Origin of the sequence: Streptomyces sp. NPDC020965 (assembly GCF_044333555.1) — a bacterium.
Classification (GTDB): domain Bacteria; phylum Actinomycetota; class Actinomycetes; order Streptomycetales; family Streptomycetaceae; genus Streptomyces.
This window is the reverse complement of the sequence record NZ_JBIRRE010000007.1, coordinates 331,919-354,529: the sequence shown is the minus strand read 5'-3', so window position 1 is coordinate 354,529 and position 22,611 is coordinate 331,919. Positions and strand designations below refer to the sequence as shown.

General features: G+C 73.8%; 6 protein-coding genes. All 6 read left to right on the top strand.

The window, feature by feature from the left end:
* The first annotated feature begins 179 nt into the window (after positions 1-179).
* Genes ACH4S7_RS22815 through ACH4S7_RS22790 form a run of 6 tightly spaced genes read left to right on the top strand, consistent with a single transcriptional unit; the run spans position 180 to position 22,605 of the window.
* Positions 180-5,732, top strand: coding sequence for an SDR family NAD(P)-dependent oxidoreductase (locus tag ACH4S7_RS22815; RefSeq protein WP_398523071.1), 5,553 nt, complete (start codon positions 180-182; stop codon positions 5,730-5,732).
* Positions 5,733-5,767: 35 nt separating this feature from the next.
* Complete coding sequence (locus ACH4S7_RS22810; RefSeq protein ID WP_398523070.1) at positions 5,768-5,971, top strand: MbtH family protein; 204 nt, start codon at positions 5,768-5,770, stop codon at positions 5,969-5,971.
* 5 nt (positions 5,972-5,976) lie between these two features.
* Positions 5,977-6,981 carry an LLM class flavin-dependent oxidoreductase gene (locus ACH4S7_RS22805; protein WP_398523069.1) on the top strand — a complete coding sequence of 335 codons (1,005 nt, stop codon included), beginning with the start codon at positions 5,977-5,979 and terminating at the stop codon, positions 6,979-6,981.
* Positions 6,982-6,983: 2 nt separating this feature from the next.
* Positions 6,984-12,620: an amino acid adenylation domain-containing protein gene (locus ACH4S7_RS22800; RefSeq protein WP_398523067.1), complete on the top strand. Its 5,637-nt coding sequence runs from the start codon at positions 6,984-6,986 to the stop codon at positions 12,618-12,620.
* Entirely contained in the window at positions 12,617-15,928 is a 3,312-nt protein-coding gene (locus tag ACH4S7_RS22795; protein ID WP_398523066.1) for an amino acid adenylation domain-containing protein, read from the top strand. The genes ACH4S7_RS22800 and ACH4S7_RS22795 overlap by 4 nt, the downstream gene beginning before the upstream one ends.
* Positions 15,925-22,605, top strand: a complete 6,681-nt coding sequence (locus tag ACH4S7_RS22790) for an amino acid adenylation domain-containing protein (protein WP_398523065.1) — start codon at positions 15,925-15,927, stop codon at positions 22,603-22,605. The genes ACH4S7_RS22795 and ACH4S7_RS22790 overlap by 4 nt, the downstream gene beginning before the upstream one ends.
* Positions 22,606-22,611: the final 6 nt, after the last annotated feature.

Genomic DNA, 22,611 nt, shown 5'->3' with positions numbered 1-22,611 from the left:
GGCAGCGGACAGGGCCCCGTCAACGCGGTGGCCACTTTACGCCAGGCGGGCTGTCAGCCCTTGAGATCGCCCTCCGCTGTCCGCAGGCTGACGTCCAACGGAATGGTTCCGGTGCACTTCCATGGCGACGACCGTGGGCCCGCGACATTCCTTTGTTCAGGTTTTCTGAAGGGGGAACCGTGGAGAAGAGCAGTAGCGGCCACATCGCCGTGATCGGAATGGCGGGCAAGTTTCCAGGGGCCCGGGACACCGAGGAGCTCTGGCAGAACCTCGTCTCCGGCGTCGAGTCGATTACGTTCTTCAGCGATGACGAGTTGCGGGCAGCAGGGGTCAGCGAGGAGGCCATCAACGACCCCAACTACGTCAAAGCAGCACCTCTTTCCCCTGATACGGAACTGTTCGATCCCGGCTATTTCGGAATGACCGTCCGTGAGGCCGAGGTGCTCGATCCGCAGCACCGGGCATTCCTGGAGGCATGTGACGGCTCACTCCAGTACGCCGGATACTCGCCGAGCAACTTCTCGGGTCGGATCGGTGTGTACGGCGGGGTCGGCGTCAATAACTATCTCGACCTCCACGTCAAGCCGCACCCCGATGCCTACACCCTGCTCGGCGGCCTGACCGCGAGCCTCTCCAACATCAGCGACTATGTGGCCACCGGCGTCTCCTACCGACTCGGCCTCGAAGGACCCGCGCTGACCTGCCTCACCGCGTGCTCGACCTCGCTGGTCGCCCTGCATCTCGCCTGTCAGGCGCTGCGGGCCGGCGAATGCGAGATGGCGCTCGCCGGTGGCGTTGATGAGTTCCTGCCAAGGATTTCCGGTTACGTCTACTCCGAAGGCGGCATGTACTCGCCGGACGGCCACTGCCGTGCCTTCGACGCCAAGGCGCGGGGCACCATTTTCGGCAGTGGTTCCGGTGCGGTTCTGCTCAAGCCGCTGGAAGCGGCGCTGGCGGACCGGGACAACGTCATCGGTGTCATCAGATCCACCTCCATCAACAACGACGGCGCGCAGAAGGGTGCTTTCTCCGCGCCGAGTGCCGAGGGTCAGTACGCGGCGGTGATCGACGCCTGGAACAGATCAGGTGTGGATCCCTCCACGGTCAGTTACATCGAAGCGCACGGCACCGGTACCTTCGTCGGTGACCCGATCGAAGTGAATGCGCTGAGCCAGGCATTCCGTCAGTACAGCGACCGTAAGCAGTACTGCGCCATCGGCTCGGTGAAAACAAATGTCGGGCATTTGGGCGCCGCCGCCGGAGTCGTCGGTCTCATCAAGACGCTGATGTCCATGCGGCATCGAATACTGCCGCCGAGCCTGAACTTCGACGAGCCCAACCCGCAGATCGACTTCGCGGCCTCACCGCTCTATGTCAACACCGAACTCAGCCCCTGGGTCTCCGACCACGGTCCGCTCAGGGCGGGTCTCAGCTCCTTCGGCGTCGGCGGGACCAACGCGCACGTGGTGCTCGAAGAGCCGCCCGCGCAGCCCGTCACCACGCCTCCGGCCCGTACCCACCAGTTGATCGTGGTCTCCGCGCGCACACCGAAGACCCTGGAGTCGGCCGCGACCGCGCTCGGCGGGGGACTGCGCGAGCAGCGGGACCGGTTCGCCGACGCCGCCTACACCCTCGCGGTCGGCCGGGACCAGCGCGCCGTCCGTGGGTTCCTGGTCGCCGACGGCGCGGAGGCCGCGGCGGACCGGCTCGCGGCCGGCGTACCGCAGCCCAGCCCCGCACTGGTCCCGGCGCGCGGGACGGAGCGCTCCGTGGCGTTCATGTTCCCCGGTCAGGGCGCGCAGTACGTGCGGATGGGCCAGGAACTCTACGAACGTGAGCCGGTGTTCGCCGCCGAGGTGGACTCCTGCGCGAAGGTGCTCACCGAGCACACCGGCTGGAACCTCCTCGATGTGCTCTACCCGACCGACGACGCCGACCTGGAGCGGGCCACCGAGCGGCTGACCGGCACCGAGGTCACCCAGCCCGCCCTGTTCGTCTTCTCCTACGCGCTGGCCAGACTGCTGGAGAGCTGGGGAGTGCGGCCGGAGGCCATGGTCGGCCACAGCGTCGGCGAGTTCGTCGCGGCCACCCTCGCCGGGGTCTTCTCCCGCGACGACGCGCTGCGGCTCGTCGCCGATCGCGGCCGGCTGATGCGGGGGCTTCCAGCCGGATCGATGCTGTCCGTCCCGCTGGCGGAGGACCAGCTACGGCCGTCGCTGCCGGACGATGTGAGCGTGGCCGCGGTCAACGCGCCCCACACCACGGTGATCTCCGGCCCCGGCGAGAGCGTCGAGGACGTCCGGGCACTGCTGTCCCTCCAGGGCGTGGAGGGGCGACCGCTGCACACGTCGCACGCCTTCCACTCCGGCATGATGGACCCGATCCTCGACGACTTCCGGAACCTGGTGGCGGGCGTCCAGCGGGCCCGGCCGACCGCACCGTTCGTCTCCAATGTGACCGGCGACTGGATCACGCCGGAGGACGCGGTCGACCCCGAGTACTGGACCAGACACCTGCGGGGCGCGGTGCGCTTCGGGGACGCGGTCGCCCGTCTCCTGGAGGGCGGCCAGCGGGTCCTGCTGGAGGTCGGACCGGGCAACTCACTCACCTCGCTGGCGCGACAGCAACTGACGGCCGACCGGACCGGGCTCGCCGTGTCCACCGTCCGGCACGTCAAGCAGCGCCAGTCCGACGTCGCCGTCCTGCTCGGCGCGGTCGGCCAGGTGTGGCAGGTCGGCGTGCAACTCGACCTGGCCGGACTCTGGAAGGACGAGAGCCGCGGCCGGGTCCAGCTTCCTCCGGTGCCGTACGACAAGGTGCGGTGCTGGCTGGACATCGAGCCCGGCACCGCCGACGGTGACGGGGGCGCCGCGGAGGCCGCGATCAGCGCCGAGACCGGCCCGTACTACGTGCCGAGCTGGCGGGAACGGACCCTGCTCGGCGGCGCCACCGTCGACACCGACACCACCTGGCTGGTGTACGAGTCCGCGACGGCTCCGCTGATCGGTCTCGTCGACCGGCTGCGCGCGGCGGGCGCCACCGCCTTCGTCGTCCGGCAGGGCACCGAGTTCTCCCGGGACGACGAGGGAACCTTCACGGTCCGTCCCCGCGAACTGGCCGACCATGTGGCGGTGTTCGCCGCCGCGACGGCGGACGAGCCGTCGAAACTGCGGGTGGTGCACGGCTGGCTGGTCGGCGACATCCCGGGCGACACCGCGACGCAGCGCGCCCGCAATGGCCTGGACCTCGGCTTCTTCAGCATCCTGACGGCGGTGCACGCGATCACCCGCAAGATCGTCGACACCCCGCTGGATCTGGTGCTGCTCACCAGCGACGCGGAGCCCGTCACCGGCGCCGAGCGGATCGAGCCGGCCAAGTCCGGTGTGCTCGGCTTCGTCAAGCTGCTCCCGAAAGAGCTCTCCCAGACCCGCTGCCGCACCATCGACATCACCCGGGACGGGGTCCCGGAGGCCCAGCTCGGCCAGATCCTGCGGGAGATCGGACACGGCGACGACGAGCGGGTCGTCTACCGCGGCGGCCGCAGATGGGTGTGGGAGCACCAGGAGGTGTCCCTGCCGCCGGCCGGCGAGGGGGCCGGGTTCCTCCGTGACGGCGCCGTCTATCTGATCACCGGTGGGTTCGGCGCCATCGGCCTGCTCACGGCGAAGGACCTCGCGGAGCGGCACTCGGCGAAGCTGGTCCTGCTCGGCCGGTCGGGGCTGCCGCCGCGCGACGAATGGGACGACCACCTCGCCGGGCACGGCGAGGAGGACAAGACCTCCGAGGGCATCCTCGCGGTCCGGGAGATCGAACGCCTCGGCGGCGAAGTGCTCGTCTGCGCCGCGGACATCACCGACGCCGATCGGCTGCGCGAGGTACGGGCGGAGGCGGAGGCGGCGTTCGGCAGGGTGGACGTGGTGCTGCACGCAGCGGGCGTGACCGGTGGCGGGATGCTGGAGGCGAGATCGCAGGACGACGCCGAACGCGTCATGGCCGCCAAGGTGTTCGGCACCCTCGCGCTGGACGAGGTGTTCGGCGACGACATCGACGCGATCGTCCTCTACTCCACCTTCGCGATCTTCACCGGTGACTTCGGCCTCGGTGACTACGTCTCCGCCAACGCCATCATGGACGCCTACGCCCACGCCCGCGTCGCCGCCGGGGGCCGCGCCCGGGTCGTCTCGGTCAACTGGCCGATCTGGCAGGGCCTCGGCATGGCGAACATGGACGCCCCCGACGTGCTGCTCGACTTCGAGCTGGGCGACCGCTACGAGGACGTCGCGCACCCCCTGCTGGGCAGCAGGCTGGTCCGGACGGGCAGCGACAACATCACCTTCGTCAAGAAGCTCTCCACCGACGACTGGGTGACCGCCGAGCACACCGTGGCCGACCGGCCGACCGCGCCGGGCACCAGCCTGATCGAGATCATCCGGGCCGCCTACCAGGAGGCCACCGGTGCCACCACCTGCACCATCACCAATCTGGTCTTCCAGCGCCCGCTCTCCTTCGACACCAGCCATTCCGTGCACATCCTGCTGATCCCGGACGGCGACCGCCGCTTCCGGGTGGTGGTCAAGGACGCGGACAACCCCCGGGGCGGCGCGCTCGACTACACGACGGCCACCGTCGGACCCGGACCGACCACCCCCGTACCGACGCACCCCCTGGGCGAGTGGCGCGAGCACTGCCACCGCCCCGACGAGCGGGCCGCCTCCGGGGACGCCTCCGGCCTGGTGTGGCTGGGCCCGCGGTGGGACACCATCGCCGGACACTGGACGAGCGAGACCGCCGACAACGGCCGGTTCGACGAACTGGCCACCATCGAGCTCGCCGCCGACCACCACGCCGACCTGGACGAGTACGTTCTGCACCCGGCCATGCTGGACTGCGCGACCTCCATCGCCCAGCACATCATCGGCACCGGTGACAGCACCTACCTGCCGTTCGGGTACGACCGGATCGTGGTCCGCGCCCCGCTGCCGGCCCGGGTGCACAGCCGGATCCAACACCTGGACGACACCAAGGGCTCGCTGGTCCGCACGAATGTGACCGTGGTGGACGACCAGGGCGCCGAACTGGTCGCCATCGAGGGCTTCTCACTGATCGCGGTGGACGGGGAGGACGCGGTCCAGGCTTCGGCGGGCGCCCCCTCGACGGCCGCGGCACCCGGTGGCGCCGCCACCGACGTCGGAGCCCAGCTGGAGCTGGCCCTGCTGCGGGTGAACGAGCAGGAGTTCGGCATCCGCGCCCAGGACGGTTATCCGATGCTGTGGGAGATCCTCGACTCCGGCGTCACCCCGCAGCTCATCGTCTGCACCGACAGCTTCACCCGGCGCATGGCCCTCGCCGGGAAGGTCACCCGGGACGTGCTGCGCGAGCAGCTCGCCGCGGCGCCGCAGCGCACCGTGACCGCCAGTCCGCGGAGCATCGCCACCCCCTACGTCGAGGCGGAGACCGAGGCACAGCGGGTGATCGCCGAGATGTGGGCGGAGACCCTCGCCGTGGACACCGTCGGCATCGACGACGACTTCTTCGACCTCAACGGCAACTCCCTGGTCGCCGTCCAACTGGTGGCCCGCATCCGGGAACGGTTCGCGGTGGACATCGCGGTGGCCAGCCTCTTCGAGGCACGCACCATCCGCGGTCTCGCCGGAGAGATCGAGGACGCGCTCCTCGCGCTGATCGAGGGGCTCTCCGAGGAAGAGGCCGCCCACAAGCTGGCCGCCAACTGAGCGCATGAGAAGCGCACGAGAGAGGAGATCAGCGCATGTTCGACGATGACGACGACCGCGAGTACACCGTGGTGATCAACGACGAGGAGCAGTACTCGATCTGGCCCAAGGGACGTGATATCCCCGCCGGCTGGCACGAGGTGGGCGCGGCCGGCAGCAAGGACACCTGCCTGCAGTACATCAAGGAGGTCTGGACGGACATGCGTCCCAAGAGCCTCCGCGAGCGGATGGACGCCTAACAGCCATGGTCAGTGAGCGCAGCGCGGTGAAGAGGTACGGAATCGTCCTGGAGGGCGTCAACATCCCGGTGGCCGAGCTCCTGGAGCGCGCCCGGATGGTGGAGAAGGCCGGGGTCGACTCGGTGTGGCTGGTGCAGTTGCCGACCATCCGGGACACCGCGAGCGTGCTCGCGGCCATGGCCGTCTCGACCGAGCGGGTACAGCTCGCCGCCGGTGTGCTCCCGTACTACAGCCGCCCACCGGTGATGATGGCGCAGACCGCCGCGACCATCGACGAGCTGTCCGGCGGCCGGTTCACGCTGGCGGTGGGCACGGGGCACCGGATGACCGCCGAGTGGAGCCTCGGCCGGGCACCGGGCCCCGCGGTGAGGGAGATGCGGGAGTACCTCGGCGCGGTGCGCGGGCTGCTCAACGACGGTGAGGTCAACGTCGACGGCGAGTGGTTCCGGGCGCATGGCGTCTACAGCTCGCCGCGCCGGGTGGGCCAGCCGATCTACCTCGGCACCTTCGGGCCGAAGATGTGCCGGCTGGCCGGGGAACACGCCGACGGCCTGCTGCTGTGGATGTGCACCCCGGAGTACATCCGGGAGGTGGCGCTGCCGAACCTCCGCGCCGGGCTGCTCCAGGCGGGCCGGGACCCCGATGACTTCCCGGTCGCGGTGATGGTCCCCGGCATGGTCTCCGACGATGTCGACGCCGACCGGGAGGGAGTGCGGGACTACCTGTCCGCGTACACCCGGATGCCGAACTACCGGCGGATGCACGAGGTGAGTGGATTCGCCGACCAGGTGAGCGGCAGGCGCATCGGTGACCGACTCCTCGACGCCGTCAGCGTGGTCGGCGACGAGGAGCAGGTACGGGCCGGGGTCGCCCGCTACCACGAGGCGGGTGTGACGGAGGTCGTCATCACCCCGATGGCCAACGCCCACAAGGACTCCGCGCTGCTGCTGCGCACGGCCGAGGCGCTGGCAGGCCGACCCGACGACGGCTTCGGCCCCGAACGGAGATGACTGTGGCTGTTGATCCTCTGGGCCCGCCCGGCACCCTGTCGGCGCTGGTGGAGCGGCAGGCCGGGCTCGTCCCGGACGCCCCCGCCGTGCGCCGGGGCCGCCGCTGGATGACCTACTCCGAGCTGGACACCGCCGCGACCCGGCTGGCCCGCGGGCTGGTCGCGGCGGGCGTCGGGCCCGATGACGTCGTCGGGGTGCACACCGGGCGGGACTTCCCGCTCGTGGTGGCCGTCCTCGGTGTGCTCAAGGCGGGCGCGGCCTATCTGGCGCTGCCGCGCGATCTGCCGGCCGCCCGGCTGGCGGGTCTCACCGAGGACGCCGGTGCGGTCGCGGTGGTCACCGTGGAGGCGCTCCGGGCGGGACTGCCGGAACTGCGCTGCCCGGTGGTGACGGTCGACGCCGCCGGGGGCGGCGCGGACGCCACGGCGGAGGTGGGGCCGCCGTTGCCGGAGCCCGATCCGTCCCGTGCCGCGTACGTCATCTACACCTCGGGCTCCACCGGTACGCCGAAGGGCGTCGTGGTGGAGCACCGCGCGGCCGTCGCCCATGTGCTCGCCATGGCCGACCGGATCGGCACCGGCTTCGGCGACGGGGTGCTCCAGATGGCGGGGGAGTCCTTCGACGTCGCGGTGGAGCAACTGTTCGTGGCGCTGTCGACCGGGGCGATGGTGGTGCTGCGCGGGGACGAGCCGTGGGGGCCCGCCGAGGTCTGCGCGGAGCTGCGCCAGGGGCTCGTCACCGTGGCGGACCTGCCGACCGCGCTCTTCGGCGAGCTGGTCGGGGCGGCGGATTCCTGGAACCTGCCCGCGATCTTCAGCCGGGTGCACACCGTGCTCGTCGGCGGGGAGGCGTTCCCGGCCGGCGCGCTGAACCGCTGGCGGGCCGCGTTCGCCTCGGCCGGCCGGGGCCCGCGGGTGATCAACGCGTACGGGCCGACGGAGGCGGTGATGACCGCGTCGACGGGCGTCTTCGAGACGACGACGACGGCGGTCGCGGACCTGGAGGCCGCAGGCGCGGTGTCCGCGGCCCCGACTGCCGCGGCTGCGACTGCCGCGGCTGCGACTGCCGCGGCTGCGGCGGTCCCGGACACGGCCGCAGGTGTGGTGGCGGGTGCGGCGGGCACAGCTACGACGCCCGCAGGTGTGGTGGCCCCGGACTCGACTGCCTCGGCTGCGGCGGCCCTGGATACGGCCGCGGGTGCGGTGGCGGGTGCGGCGGGCACAGCTACGACGCCCGCAGGTGTGGTGATCCCGGACCTGACGGCCCCGGCCTCGACTGCCGCGGCTGCGGCGGTCCCGGACACGGCCGCAGGTACGGCGGCGGGTGCGGCGGTCGCGGCCACGGCGGCGGCCCTGGATGCGATGGCCGCAGGTGCAACGGTCGCGAGTGCGGAGGCCGCAGGTGCGGCGGTCGCGGCCCCGGCTGCCGCGGCTGCCCCGGCGCCGGACACCGCCGCAGGTGTGACTGCCGCGGCCCCGCACGCCACCGCCTCCGGCGCCGGGGGAAGCACGGCCGCCGGCTCCCCGGGGGCCGCATCGGTGCCCGTCGGTACGGTCGTCGGACCGCGCACCCTGCGCGTCCTGGACGGCGAGTTGACCCCGGTCCGCACCGGCGAGCCCGGTGAGCTGTACATCGGCGGCACGGCGCTGGCGCGCGGCTATCTCGACCGCCCCGGCCTCACCGCCGAACGCTTCGTACCCGACCCGTTCGGCGCCCCGGGCGCCCGGATGTACCGGACCGGCGACCGGATGACCGAGGCGCCCGACGGCGAACTCACCTTCGTCGGCCGGGTGGACGACCAGCTCAAGGTCCGCGGCTTCCGGATCGAACCGGGCGAGGTCGAGGCCGTGCTCGCCGGCCACCCGGCCATCGGGCAGGCCGCGGTCGTCGCCGACGGCGACCGTCTCGTCGCCCACCTCGTCTCCGCCGAGGCCGGCTCCCGGCTGCCCGCCACCGCCATCAGGGAGTGGCTCGGCCAGCGGCTGCCGCAGTGGATGACACCCACCGCGCTGGCCTGGCTCGACCGGCTCCCGGTCACCGCCAGCGGCAAGGTCGACCGGTCGGCACTGCCCACGATCGGCGCCGACCGGTCGAGCGGCGGCAAACCGTACGAGCGGCCCCGCGACGATGTGCAGCGCCGCCTGTGCGCCGTGTGGTCCCGCGTACTGAACGTGCCCGAGGTCGGCATCCACGACGACTTCTTCGCCCTCGGCGGTACCTCACTGCTCGCCGCCCGCGCCCTCGCCGACATCCGCGCGGAACTCGCCGCCGAACTGCCCCTGCGCGCGCTGTTCGCGGCCCCCACCCCGCTGGGGCTGAGCGAGACCCTCGGCCAGACCGCGGGCACCGCCGTACTGCCCCCCGTCGTCCGCGGTGGCCCCGCCGACACGGCACCCCTCTCGCTGACCCAGCGGCAGGTCTGGCTGGCGGAACAGTTCTCCCCGGACAGCAGCGCCTACAACGCGCCGACCACCCTGCGGCTGCACGGCCCACTCGACCTCACCCTGCTGGAGCGCGCGCTCTCCGAGATCGTGCGCGACCATGAAATCCTGCGCACCACCGTCGAACTCCGGGCCGGCGAGCCCACCCAGGTGGTCCACGAGCCCTACCCCGTACGGGTCCCGGTGGTGGACCTGCGCGCCGAGACCGACCCGGAGGCCGCTGCGGCGGAGTTCATCCGCGCCGACATCGGCGTCCGCTTCGACATCGGCCGGCTGCCGCTGATCCGCTGGACCGCGCTGCGCCTCGCCGAACAGACCTATGAACTCGTCCTGGTCGAACACCATCTCGTCCACGACGGCTGGTCGTTCGCCCTGCTGATGAGCGAGCTGAGCCGGATCTACACCACCCTCGCCGAGGGCGGCGAGCCGGCCACCGCCGAGCCGGCCGTCCGCTACCAGGACTTCGCCCGCTGGCAGCGGGAGGTCCTGGCTGGCCCCGCGATGCGGGCCCAGCTCGACTTCTGGAAGGACCGGCTCGACGGCGCGCCCCAGCTCCTCGAACTGCCCTACGACGGGCAGCGCACCGAGCGGGACGACACCACCGGCGCCGTGCACCGGATGGAACTCCCCGCCGAACTCTGCGAACGGCTCCGCGCGTTCAGCGCCGACAGCGGAGTGACCCTCTTCATCACGATGCTCGCCGGCTACGCCGCCCTGCTCCACCACTACAGCGGCCAGGACGAGGTCTGCGTCGGATCCGCGTTCGGCAACCGGGGCGTGCCCGGCACCGCCGACGTCATCGGCATGTTCGTCAACCCGGTGGTGCTGCGCTGCTCGGTCCGGAGCCCCGCCGGGCCCGCGCCGAGCTTCGCCGACCTGGTCGAGCGGACCCGCCAGGTCGTGCTCGACGCACAGGCCAACCAGGAGCTGCCGTTCGTCGAGCTGATCAGGGAGCTCGACCCGCCGCGCTCCCCGGGCCGCAACCCGGTGTTCCAGGCGATGCTCAACTTCGACGACTCGCCCCTGTCCGAACTGAGCCTCGGCCCCGTCGCCGGCAGCTACCTCGAACGGAACAACAACACCGCCAAGGTCGACCTCTCGGTGCTCGTGGTGCCGCGCGCCGAGCGGCAGCTCGGGGTGGACCGGGCGGAGCGGGACCGGCGCATCACCCTGATCTGGGAGTACCGCTCCGACCTGTTCGCGGCGGAGACCGTCGGCAGGCTCGCCGACGCGTACACCGAACTGCTGGCCGCCGCCGTCGCCGGTCCCGCCGGGCCGATCGCCGAACTGCCCGCGGGCCGTCCGCTGCCGCCCGCACGCCGGGAGCCCGCCATGGGCGCCCCCGCGACCGTGCCCGAACTCCTCGCCGGGGTCGTCGCCGCGCACCCCACCGCGACCGCGGTGTCCGTACCCTCCGGCGACCGGCTCGACTACCGGGAGCTGGACCTCGGCTCCAACCAGGTGGCCCACGCCCTCGCCGCGCGCGGCGTCGGCCGGGGCGATGTGGTCGCCCTCCACCTGCCCCGGTCGGTGGAGCTGGTGGTGGCGATGGTGGGCGTGCTGAAGGCGGGCGCCGCCTATCTGCCGCTCGACGTCACCGGCCCGGCCGCCCGCACCGCGGACGTGCTCGCCGACGCCCGGCCCCAACTGGTGCTGACCGCATCGGCGGCCGGCGCCGGATTCGGCCTCCCCGCGCTGCGGCTGGACTCGCCCGACGTCGCCGGGGCGGACACCACCGACCCCGGAGTGCGCCCCGACCCCGCCGAACTCGCCTACCTCATCTACACCTCGGGCTCGACCGGGCGGCCCAAGGGCGTCGGCATCCCGCACGGGGCGCTCGTCGACAAGTACCGGGCCTGGGAGCGGACCTACGGACTCGACGCCGAGCCCGCCGCCCATCTGCAACTGGCCTCCGTCGCGTTCGACGTCTGCACCGGCGACGTCTTCCGCGCGCTGCTCTCCGGCGGCAGGCTGGTGCTCTGCCCCACCGAGACCCTGCTCGAACCGGACCGCCTGCTCGCCCTGCTGCGCGACGAACGGGTGGCGTACGCGGAGTTCCTGCCCTCGGTGCTGCGCCTGCTGGTGGACCACGCCGAGCGGACCGGACAGTCACTGCCGCCGGCCCGGCTGTTCGCCGTGGGCGGCGAGGCGTGGAGCGGCGCCGACTACCTGCGGTTCCGGGCCGCCGCCGGGCCCGGCACCCGCATCCTCAATGTGTACGGAGTGACCGAGGCGACCGTCGGCAACACCTTCCACCAGCCGGCCGGCGACGAACCCGGAGTGCTCCCGATCGGCGGTCCGCTGCCCGGCGTACGGGCGACGGTGCTCGACGCGGCGGGCCGGCCCGCCGCACCGGGTGTGGTCGGGGAGCTGTACCTCGGCGGGACCGGGCTGGCCCGTGGCTACCACGCGGACCCGGCCCGTACCGCCACCCGTTTCGTACCGGACCCCGATCCGGACCACCCCGGCGGCCGGCTCTACGCCACCGGCGACCTCGGCCGCCACCGGCCCGACGGCGTCATCGAGTTCCTGGGCCGCCGCGACCACCAGGTGAAGGTCCGTGGCTTCCGGGTGGAGCCCGCCGAGATCGAACAGGCGCTGCGCGACCACCCCGCCGTCGCCGAGGCCGTGGTGGTGGCCGAACCCGGCGCCGACGGGACCCGGCTGATCGGCTACTGCGCGCCGGCGCCCGCCGCACCCGCGCCGACCCCGGCCGAGGTCAGGGAGTGGCTCCGGGAGCGGCTCCCCGGCTATCTGATCCCCGCCGCCCTCGTCGTGCTTGCTGCCCTGCCCCGTACGGTCAGCGGCAAGGTCGACCGGGGCGCGCTGCCCGCGCCGTCAGCGGAGGCACCGGCGAACGGCCGCGCCCACACACCCCCGCGGACGCCCGAGGAGCGCGCGGTCGCCGCGATCTGGCAGCAGGTGCTCGGCGTCGAACGGGTCGGCCCGCTGGACGACTTCTTCGACCTCGGCGGGCACTCCCTGGCGGCCGTCCGGCTCATCGCCCGGCTCCGCGCCGACCTCGACCTCACCCTCACCGTCCGCGACCTGATCACCGAGGCCACCGTGGAGGGCGTGGTCCGCCGCGCGGGCCGCCGCGGGGCCGACGGTCCAGCCGTCGCGCTCACCGCCCGCAGCAGGGAGTCGGCGGACCCGCTCGGGTTCGACCGGTTCGACCAGGAGGAGACCGCCGGATGAGTACCGAGCAGCCGGTGACCGTGGCCGCAGCCTCCGCCGAACAGCGGCGGCTGCTGCTGCTGGAACAGCTCGCCGACGACGTGGCGCTCTACAACGTCCACTTCGCCTTCCGCTGGTACGGGGAGGTCTCGGCGGACACGCTGCGCACCGCGCTCGACACGGTGGTCGCCCGGCACGAGGTGCTGCGGACCACCTTCCGATCCGTCGCCGGTGAACCCCGGCAGGTCATCGCCGCACGCCTCGACGTGCCGCTGCACCGCACCGACTGCACCGGTGTGGCGCCGGCGGACCGGGCGGCGGAGGCCCTGCGACTGGCCGCCGGGCACGCCAGGACCGCCTTCGACCTGGCGGCAGGCCCGCTGCTCCGCGCCGAACTGGTGTCGTTCTCGCCCACCGACCACGCGTTCCTGCTGACGCTCCACCACACCGTCTTCGACGGCTGGTCGGCTGGGGTCCTCTTCGGCGAACTCACCGAGGCGTACGCGGCCGGGGCCGATGACCGGGCGCCCCGGCTGGAGCCGCTGCCGCTCCAGTACGCCGACTTCGGCGACTGGCAGGCCGAATCCCTCGCCTCCGGCGCCTGGGACGACCAGGCCGGCTACTGGGCGGAGCGGCTCGCCGACGCCCCCGCCCTCCTCGAACTCCCCACCGACCGGCCCCGTCCCGCCGCCCGGAGTTTCCGCGGCGGCCTCGTCGAACTACCGCTGCCGCCCGCGACCGAGGCCGCCGTGGACGCGGTCTCCCGCCGCCACCGGTGCACCCGGTTCAGCACCCTGTTCGCGGCGTTCGCGGTGCTGCTGCACCGGCTGACCGGCTCCGGCGACCTGGTGATCGGCACCGTCGACGCCGGACGGAACCGGATCGAACTGGAGCGGCTGATCGGCCTCTTCACCAACACCCTCGCCCTGCGCGTCCCGGTCCGGGGCACCGAGTCGTTCGCCGAACTCCTCGACACCGTGCGCACCCTCGTCGCCGACGCCCAGACCCATGCCGACCTGCCCTTCGCGCAGCTCGTGCGCCGGGTGGACCCGGCCCGCGCGCACAGCCACAACCCGCTCTTCCAGGTCATGTTCGACGTACAGCCCGGCGGCGCGGACCGGCTCCGGCTGCCGGGCGTACGGTCCGAGCCGCTCCGGGTGCGGGACCGGGACATCTCGCTCTTCGACCTCTCGTTCTCGGTCGAGACCGACGCCGGCGGGGCCCGGCTGGTCGCCGAGTACGCCACCGACCTGTTCGACCGGGACACCGTGGCCGGTCTCCTGGAGAGCTACCGCACCCTGCTGGCCGCCCTCATCGCCGCACCGCACCGGCCGGTCCGTGACGCGCCCCTGCTCGGCACCGCGCAGCGGGCGGCCCTCATCGCCGCGCGCGACCGCACCGGCGGGGCGGCGGCGCCCTCGGTGACCGGGCTGATCGCGGACCGGCTGCGGCACCGGGGCACGGCGCCCGCGATCATCGGCGCCGACGGATCGGCGATCAGCTACCGCCAACTGGACCAGTGGTCCGGGGCCGTCGCGTCCGCGCTGACCGGGGCCGGGGTCCGGCCGGGCGATGTGGTCGGCCTCCTCCTCCCGCGCTCGGCCGCCGCGGTCGCCGCGATCCTCGGCGTGCTCAGGGTGGGCGCGAGCCATCTGCCGCTGGACCCGGCGCAGCCCCCGGCCCGCACCGGCACGATCCTCGCGGCGGCCCGGCCCGCGGCGGTCCTGACCGACGGCACCGGCACTCCGGTGCCCGGGTCCACGACCGCGATCACCCTGCCCCCGCTCCCGGCCCCGGACACGGCCGGCGAACCGGTGCCCTGGTACCCCTCGCTCCCCGGCGAACTCGCGTACACCCTCTTCACCTCCGGCTCCACCGGCACCCCGAAGGGGGTCATGGTCACCCGGGGCGGGCTCGACAACTACGTCGCCGCCGACCTGGACACCTACCGGCTCACCGGCGACGACCGGGTGCTGATGTTCACCGAGCTGACCTTCGACGTGAGCGCCGAGGAGATCTTCCCCGCGCTCGCCGCCGGTGCCGCGCTGGTGCCGCGCACCGAACGGATGCTGGAGACCCCGGCCGACTTCTTCACCGAGTGCGGGCGGCTCGGCGTCACCGTGACCCATCTGCCCACCGCCTGGTTCCACCAGCTCGCCGCCCAGATCACCACCGGTTCGGGACCGCCCGCCGCGCTGCGGGCCATGGCGATCGGCGGCGAGGCGCCCGGCGCCGCCCCCGTCGCGCGCTGGCGGGCCGCCGTGCCCGGAATGCTGCTCACCAATGTGTACGGGCCGACGGAGACGACGATCGTGGCCACCATCGCCACCCTGGCGGGCCGCCGGGGGCTGCCGCCGGCGACGGGCCGGATCCCCCTCGGCGAGCCGCTGCCCGGCACCTCCTGCCTGGTGCTCGATGACCGGATGGAGCCGGTGCCGCCCGGCGCGGTCGGGGAGTTGCACATCGGCGGCGCCGGACTCGCCCGCGGCTACCTCGGCGACCCGGCCCGTACCGCCGTGTCGTTCGTGCCCCATCCGTACGCGGCGGGGGAGCGCCTCTACCGCACCGGTGACCTCGTCCGGCTCGGTGCCGACGGCGAGTTGGAGTTCCGTGGCCGCACCGACCACCAGGTCAAGATCCGCGGCTACCGGGTGGAGCCCGGCGAGGTCCAGGCGGCGCTGCTCGGCCTCCCGGAGATCGCCGACGCGGTGGTCGTGCCGCGCGCCGACCGGACGAGCCTGGTCGCCTATCTCGTCGCCGCCCCCGGCGCCGATCTCCCCGGCGATGCCGCGCTCCGGGCCGGCGTGGGTGCCGTCGTCCCCGCCCATCTGGTGCCATCGGCCTTCGTGGCGCTGCTGGAGATCCCGCTGACCGCACACCAGAAGATCGACACGGCCGCACTGCCCGCGCCGCCGGAACGCCCCGCCGTGCCCCCGGACGCGGCACCGGTGGGCCGCACCGAACGCGCGGTCGCCGCGGTCTGGCGGGAGGTGCTGGGCGCGCCCGGAGTGGGCCGGCACGACGACTTCTTCGCGCTCGGCGGGCATTCACTGCTGGCCACCCAGGTCATCAGCAGGCTGCGCCGCGACTTCGGCGGCCGGGTCCGGCTCTCCCTGCTGTTCGAGCGGCCGGTGCTGACCGAGTTCGCGGCGGCGCTCGACCGGGTCCGGACGGCGGGCCCGGCGCGGCCCGCGCTGGTGCCGGTGGGACGCCTGGACGCGGGTGCGGCGGCCGGACTGACCGGGGCGATGTCCGCGGCCGATGTCGCGGCGGTGCTGGGCGTTCCCGGCGCGGAATCCGATGGGCGTACGGGACGGGGACGGGGATGACCGTGAGGCACCAGGGGCAGGATGAGCCGGCCGGGGAGTCCGGCGCGGGCAGACGGGAGTTGCTGGCCGAGCGGCTCGCCGCCAGCGGTACCCGGATCTATCCGGCCTCGGCCGCCCAGCGCAGGCTGTGGTTCGAGGACCAGCTCCGGCCGGGACGCACCGACTACACCGTGGTGTGGCCGCTGCGGCTGACCGGGCCGCTGGACCCGGCCGCGCTGCGCACCGCGCTGACAGCGCTCGTCGCGCGGCACGAGGTGCTGCGGACCCGGCTCGTCGGGGTGGACGGCGAGCCGGTGCAGGTCGTCGACCCAGCCGGTGCCGTCCCCTGCCCGCTCACCGATCTGACCGGGCTCACCGGTGACGCGCGCGGCGCGCGCGTGCGCGACCGCGTCCGGAGCGCGGGCACGACCCCCTTCGACCTGGCGGCCGGCCCGCTGTTCCTGGCCGAGCTGCTGCGCGAGGACGAGCGGCGTCACGTGCTCGTCCTCGCCGCACACCACGCCGTCTTCGACGGCTGGTCCTGGTCGGTCCTGCTACGCGATCTCTCCGCGCTGTACGAGGACCTGACCGCAGGCGGCGACGGCACCGCGGCCGGTCCGTCGGCGGTGGGGTACGGGGGCGGTGAGGGTGCCGCGGCCGGTCCGCTGTCGGTGCGGCAAGGTGATGAGGGTGCCGCGCTCGAACCGCTGCCGGTGCAGTACGGCGACTACGCCGCCTGGGAGCGGGAGCTGCTCTCCGGCGAGCACCTCACCGACCTCCTCGACTTCTGGCGCGACCAGCTGACCGGGGCCCCGGTCACCACCGACCTCCCCGTGGACTTCGCCCCCGGCCCCGAAGGCCGCTCCGGCGCGGGCGCCCGCCGCGCCGTCGCCGTCCCGGCCGCCGTGGCCGGAGCGCTGGCGGAGCTGTGCGCGGCGGAGCGCGCGACCCCGTTCATGGGCGTGCTCGCGGCCGTTGGCCTCGTCCTCGGCCGCTACGGGGCCACCGATGACGTCGTGGTGGCCACCCTGTCGGCCAACCGGACCCAGCCGGAGTTGGAGGACCTGGTCGGCTTCTTCGTGAACACCCTGCCGCTGCGGATCGACCTCTCCGGCGGTCCCGGCTTCCGGGAGCTGCTGGCCCGCTGCCGCACGGCGGCGCTGGGTGCCTTCGCCCACCAGGACCTGCCGTTCGACCGGGTCGTCGAGGAGTTGGCGCCCCGCCGGGCCCGGGGCGTGACCCCGTACGCGCGGGTGGCGCTGGTGACACAGAACGGCCCCGACGACGGATCGGCGCTCGGCGCGCTGGCCGTGGAGTCGCTCCCCGTCGAGACCCGCACCGCGACCTTCGACCTCTCGATGCACCTCTGGCCCGGGGACGACGGCGGGCTCGACGGATTCGTGGAGTACGCCACCGACGTGTTCGGCGCGGACACCGCCGCCCGCTTCGCCGGGCACGTCCGACACGTACTGGAACAGGCCGTCGCCGACCCGGACCGGCCGGTCGACGCCTATGCGCTGCTCACCGAGGACGAGCGGCGCACGGCACCGGCCGACGGCGGAGCCGGCCCCGCCCCCTCGCCCGCCGACCTCCTGCACACACTGGTCGCGGCGCAGGCCGCCCGTACCCCCGACGCCACCGCCGTGAGCTGCGGCGACGAATCCCTCACCTACGCGGAGCTGGACCGGGCGGCGGACGGGCTCGCCGCCCGGCTGCGGGCGTCCGGCGTCGGTGTCGAACGGCTCGTCGGGGTGTGCGTCCGGCGCTCGGTCCGGTCCGTGGTCGCCCTGCTCGGCGTGCTCAAGGCCGGGGCCGCCTATCTGCCGCTGGAGCCGGACAACCCGGCCGACCGGCTCGCCTACGTACTCGCCGACTCCGGTGCCGACACCGTCGTGGTGGAGTCGGAGCTGCTCGACCGGCTGCCGTCCGGCGGATTCCGCGCGGTCCCGCTGGACGAGGTACCGGCCGCGCCGTCGGTCCCCGTACCGCCCTCCGGGGTGCGGCCGGAGAATCTGGCGTACGTCATCTACACCTCGGGTTCGACCGGGCGGCCGAAGGGTGTCGCGGTGAGCCACCGCGCCGCCGTCACCCGGGTCCGCGACCCGCGCTTCGTCCGACTGACCGAGCGGGACGTGATGCTGCACGCCCTCGCCCTGTCGTTCGACGTCTCCGTGCTGGAGGTGTTCGGCGCGCTGACCAACGGCTGCCGGCTGGCGGTGCTGCCCGGCAAGGCGATGCCGGAGGCCGTCGGCGCGTTCCTCCCCGAGCAGGGGGTGACCGTCGGCTGGCTGACGGCCGCGCTGTTCCACGCCGTCGTGGACACGGCGGGCGCCGGTCTCGCCGGACTGCGCACCCTCATCGCCGGTGGCGACCAACTCTCCACCAGCCATGTCGAACGCGCCCTCGGCCTGCTGGACGATCGCGCCGTCCTGGTCAACGGCTACGGACCGACCGAGGCCGCGATCTTCGCCAGTACGCACCCGATGCGCCCCGGTGACCCCGTCGAGGCCCGCGTCCCCATCGGGGCGCCCATCCCGGACACCGAACTCTTCGTGCTGGACGACCGGTTCCAGCTACTGCCCCCGGGCGTCCCCGGCGAGCTGTACATCGGCGGGGACTGCCTCGCCCGCGGCTACCTCGGCCGCCCGGAGCTGACCGCCGAACGGTTCCTGCCCAACCCGTACGGCACCGGCGGCACCCGGCTGTACCGCACCGGCGACCTCGTCCGGCGCCGGTCGGACGGGCTGCTGGAGTTCCTCGGCCGCACCGACCACCAGGTGAAGGTCCGCGGTTTCCGGGTGGAGCTGGGCGAGATCGAACAGGTGCTGCGGCGGCACCCCGCCGTCGGCGAGGCCGTCGTGGTCGCCTTCGCGGACGACCGGGCCGAACAGACCCTGGTCGGCTATGTCGAGGCGCTGCCGGACGGCCCGCCGCACCCCGCCGAACTGCGCGAGCACTGCCGGCGTTCGCTGCCCGACTACATGGTGCCCGCGCGCCTCGTCGTCCTCGCGTCGCTGCCGCTCAACCCCAACGGCAAGGTCGACCGGGCCGCGCTGCCCGACCCGGCGGGCGCCCGGCCGGAGCTGGACACCGGTTATGTGCCCGCCCGGACCCCGGTCGAGGAGTCCGTGGCCGCCGTCTGGCGCGAGGTGCTCGGCCTGGACCGGATCGGGGTGCACGACGACTTCTTCGACCTCGGCGGGCACTCCCTGCTGGCGAGCCGGCTGCTCGCCCGGCTCCGCCGTGACATCGACCGCGACCTGCCGCTGGCCACCCTGTTCGCGGGGCCGACGGTCGCCGCCCTGGCCGCCGCCCTGGAGAGCGGGAACACCGGGGCCGCGCGCCCCGGTCCGCTGCCCGGCCGCCGCCCCGACCCGCTGCCCGCCTCCCTCGGCCAGCGCAGGCTGTGGTTCGCGCACCAGCTCGACCCGGACAGCGTCGACTACACGATCGTCTGGCCGCTGCGGCTGCTCGGCCCGCTGGACGTGCCCGCGCTGCGGCGGGCCGTCGACGGCGTGGTGGCCCGGCACGAGGTGCTGCGCACCCGGTTCACCGGCGTGGCGGGGGAGCCCGTTCAGATCATCGATCCGGCCGGCGCGGTCCCGTGCCCGCTGACCGACCTGGGGAAGCTGCCGGGGGACCGGCGCGCCGCCGAGGTCGGGGCGCGGATCGCGACGGCCGCGGCACGCCGGTTCGACCTGGCGACCGACGCGGTCTTCCGCGCCGAACTGCTGAAGGTCTCCGCCACCGAGCACATCCTGCTGATCACCGTCCACCACATCGTCTTCGACGGCTGGTCCGCCTCCGTGCTGCTGCGGGATCTCGCCGCGCTGTACGAGGCGGTCCGCGCCGGTGGCGAGCGCGGCGGGCCGCCACCGCTGGCGCTCCAGTACGGCGACTACGCGGTCTGGGAGCGCGACGGGCTCACCGGACCCGTCCTCACCCGGCAACTGGACTTCTGGCGGGACCAACTGGCCGGCGCACCGGAGATCACCCGGCTGCCCGCCGACTTCGTCCCGGCCGGGCCCGGGCGCTCCGGTGCCGGCGCCCGCCACGAGGTGTCCGTCCCGGCGGCGCCGGGGGCGGAACTGGCCGCGCTCTGCGCCCGGCTGGGCGCGACCCCGTTCATGGGACTGCTGGCGGCGGTCGGCGTGGTCCTCGGCCGCTACGGCGAGACCGACGACGTCGTGGTCGGGACGTACGCGGCCAACCGGGCCGTACCGGAGCTGGAGGACCTGGTCGGCTTCTTCGTCAACACCCTGGCGCTGCGCGTCGACCTCTCCGGCGATCCGACCTTCCGCGAACTGGTGGCACGCTGCCGCTCGGTGTCGCTGGACGCCTTCGCCCACCAGGACGTGCCGTTCGACCGGGTGGTGGAGGAGCTGGCGCCGAACCGCAGGGCGGGCGAGACCCCGTACGTCCAGGTCGCGCTGGTGATGCAGAACGTGCCCGCCGACGGCGGCGGACCCGGTGCGCTGGGCGACCTCCGGGTGGAGTCCCTCCCGTCGGACAGCGCGTCGGCGACCTTCGACCTCTCGCTGCACGTATGGCCCGGCGACGACGGCGGGCTGGACGGATACGTCGAGTACGCGACCGATGTCTTCACCGACCGGACCGCGGCCCGCTTCGCCGACCACGTACGTCGGGTGCTGGCGCAGGCGCTGGCCGATCCGGACCGTCCGGTCGGCCGGCACACCGTCCTCACCCCGGTCGAACACCATGCGCTGATCACGGCGCCGGGCGACCGCGCCGAGCCGTACGCGGACGGCGGCCCGGGCGCCCGGTTCCTGCGCCAGGCGGCCCGTACCCCCGACGCCGTTGCCTTCGTCGCGGACGGCGAGAGCGTCACCTACGCCGAACTGGAGCGCCGGTCGGGGGCGCTGGCCGCGACGCTGCGCGCGGCGGGCGTCGGCCCGGAGACACCGGTGGGCGTCCGCCTGCCCCGGGGACTCGGCCTGCCGGTCGCCGCGCTCGCCGTCTGGCGGGCCGGCGGCGCCTACCTCCCACTGGACCCGGAGGCCCCGGCGTCCCGGATCGCGCACCTCATCGCCGACTCGGGCACCCGGCTGGTGCTGACCGACCCGGCGGGCGCGGAGCTGCTGCCGGCCGCGGTGGACCATCTGGTACTGGACGCCATGGGGGAGTGGCCGGGACCGGATCGTGGCGACGCCACGGGGGAGTGGCCGGGACCGGATCGTGGCGACGTGGCGGGGGAGTGGCCTGCACCGGATCGTGCCGACGCCGCGGGGAAGCGGCCCGCACCGGATCGTGCCGACGCGGCGGGGGAGTGGCCGGGGCCGGAGCGGGCCGGCACCACGGCGGACGAGGGCGCCGATATCGACGCCCTCGCCGCCGTGATCTACACCTCCGGCTCCACGGGCCTGCCGAAGGGCGTCGCGATCACCGGGCGTTCGCTGCTCAACCGGATCGACTGGATGGCCGACACCTGGCCCTTCCGGTCGGAGGACGTGCTCTGCCAGAAGGGCCCGATCGGATTCGTGGACGGGCTCTGGGAACTCCTCGGCGGGCTGCTCCACGGCGTGCCGACGGTGATCGCCCCGCCCGAAGCGGGCACGGACCCCCGCCTGCTGACCGAACTGCTCGCCGCCCACCGGGTGACCCGGCTGCTGGTGGTGCCGTCCCTGCTGCAAGCCCTGCTGGAGGTCCCCGACCTCGCCGCCAAGCTCCCCGCGCTCACCCGGTGGGTCAGCTCGGGCGAGGAACTGCCGCCGACCCTGGCGCGCAGCTTCGCCGACCGGCTGCCCGGCCGTGAACTGCGCAATCTGTACGGTTCGTCGGAGGTGTGGGACGCCCTCTGCCAGCGCGCCGACGGCGAACCCGTCGCCGGCCGGCCGGTCCCGGTCGGCGACCCGATCAGCCGGATCACCGCCTACCTCCTCGACCGCGAGCTGCGCCCGGTGCCGGTCGGTGTCACCGGCGACCTCTATCTGGCGGGCGCCGGAGTCGCCCGGGGCTATCTCGGCAGACCCGACCTGACCGCCGAACGGTTCGTGCCCGACCCCTTCGACCCGGCCGGCGGCCGGGTCTACCGGTCCGGCGACCGGGCCGTGCGCCGCGCCGACGGCCAGATCGAACTGGCGGGCCGGGCTGACCTGCAACTGAAGATCCGCGGGATACGGGTCGAACCGGCCGAGACCGAGCGCGCGCTGGAGGAGCTGCCGGGCGTCCGGCAGGCCGTGGTGACCGGTCGGCGCGGACCCGGGGCCCCCGACGGCGCCATGGAGCTGATCGCCCATGTCGTACCCGAACCGGGCACACCCTGGGACGACCGGGCCCTGCGGGCCGAACTGACCCGCACCCTGCCCCGGTACCTGGTGCCGGCCGTCCTCGTCCCGCTGGACGAACTGCCCCTGAACACCAGCGGCAAGGTCGACCGGGCCGCCCTACCGGCGCCCCGGCCCCGTACCACCGCCCCCCAGGCGGAGGACGCGACCGGACCGGAGCGGGCGATGCGGGCGATCTGGGCCGAACTGCTCGGCGTGGACACCGTCGGCGTGCACGAGGACTTCTTCGACCTTGGCGGGCACAGCCTGCTCGCCATGCAACTGGTGGACCGGATCGCCCAGTCGCTCGGCACCAGCCTCGGCGTCCGGACCGTGTTCGAGAACCCGACCGTGCACCTGCTGAGCCGACTGCTGCCCACGGAACGAGGCACCCGATGGAGGGCCGATGTGTGAGACGCG

Coding starts and splice junctions, on each gene's coding strand:
- ACH4S7_RS22810 (WP_398523070.1), top strand. CDS start 5,768: ATGTTCGACGATGACGACGACCGCGAGTACACCGTGGTGATCAACGAC.
- ACH4S7_RS22790 (WP_398523065.1), top strand. CDS start 15,925: ATGACCGTGAGGCACCAGGGGCAGGATGAGCCGGCCGGGGAGTCCGGC.
- ACH4S7_RS22795 (WP_398523066.1), top strand. CDS start 12,617: ATGAGTACCGAGCAGCCGGTGACCGTGGCCGCAGCCTCCGCCGAACAG.
- ACH4S7_RS22805 (WP_398523069.1), top strand. CDS start 5,977: ATGGTCAGTGAGCGCAGCGCGGTGAAGAGGTACGGAATCGTCCTGGAG.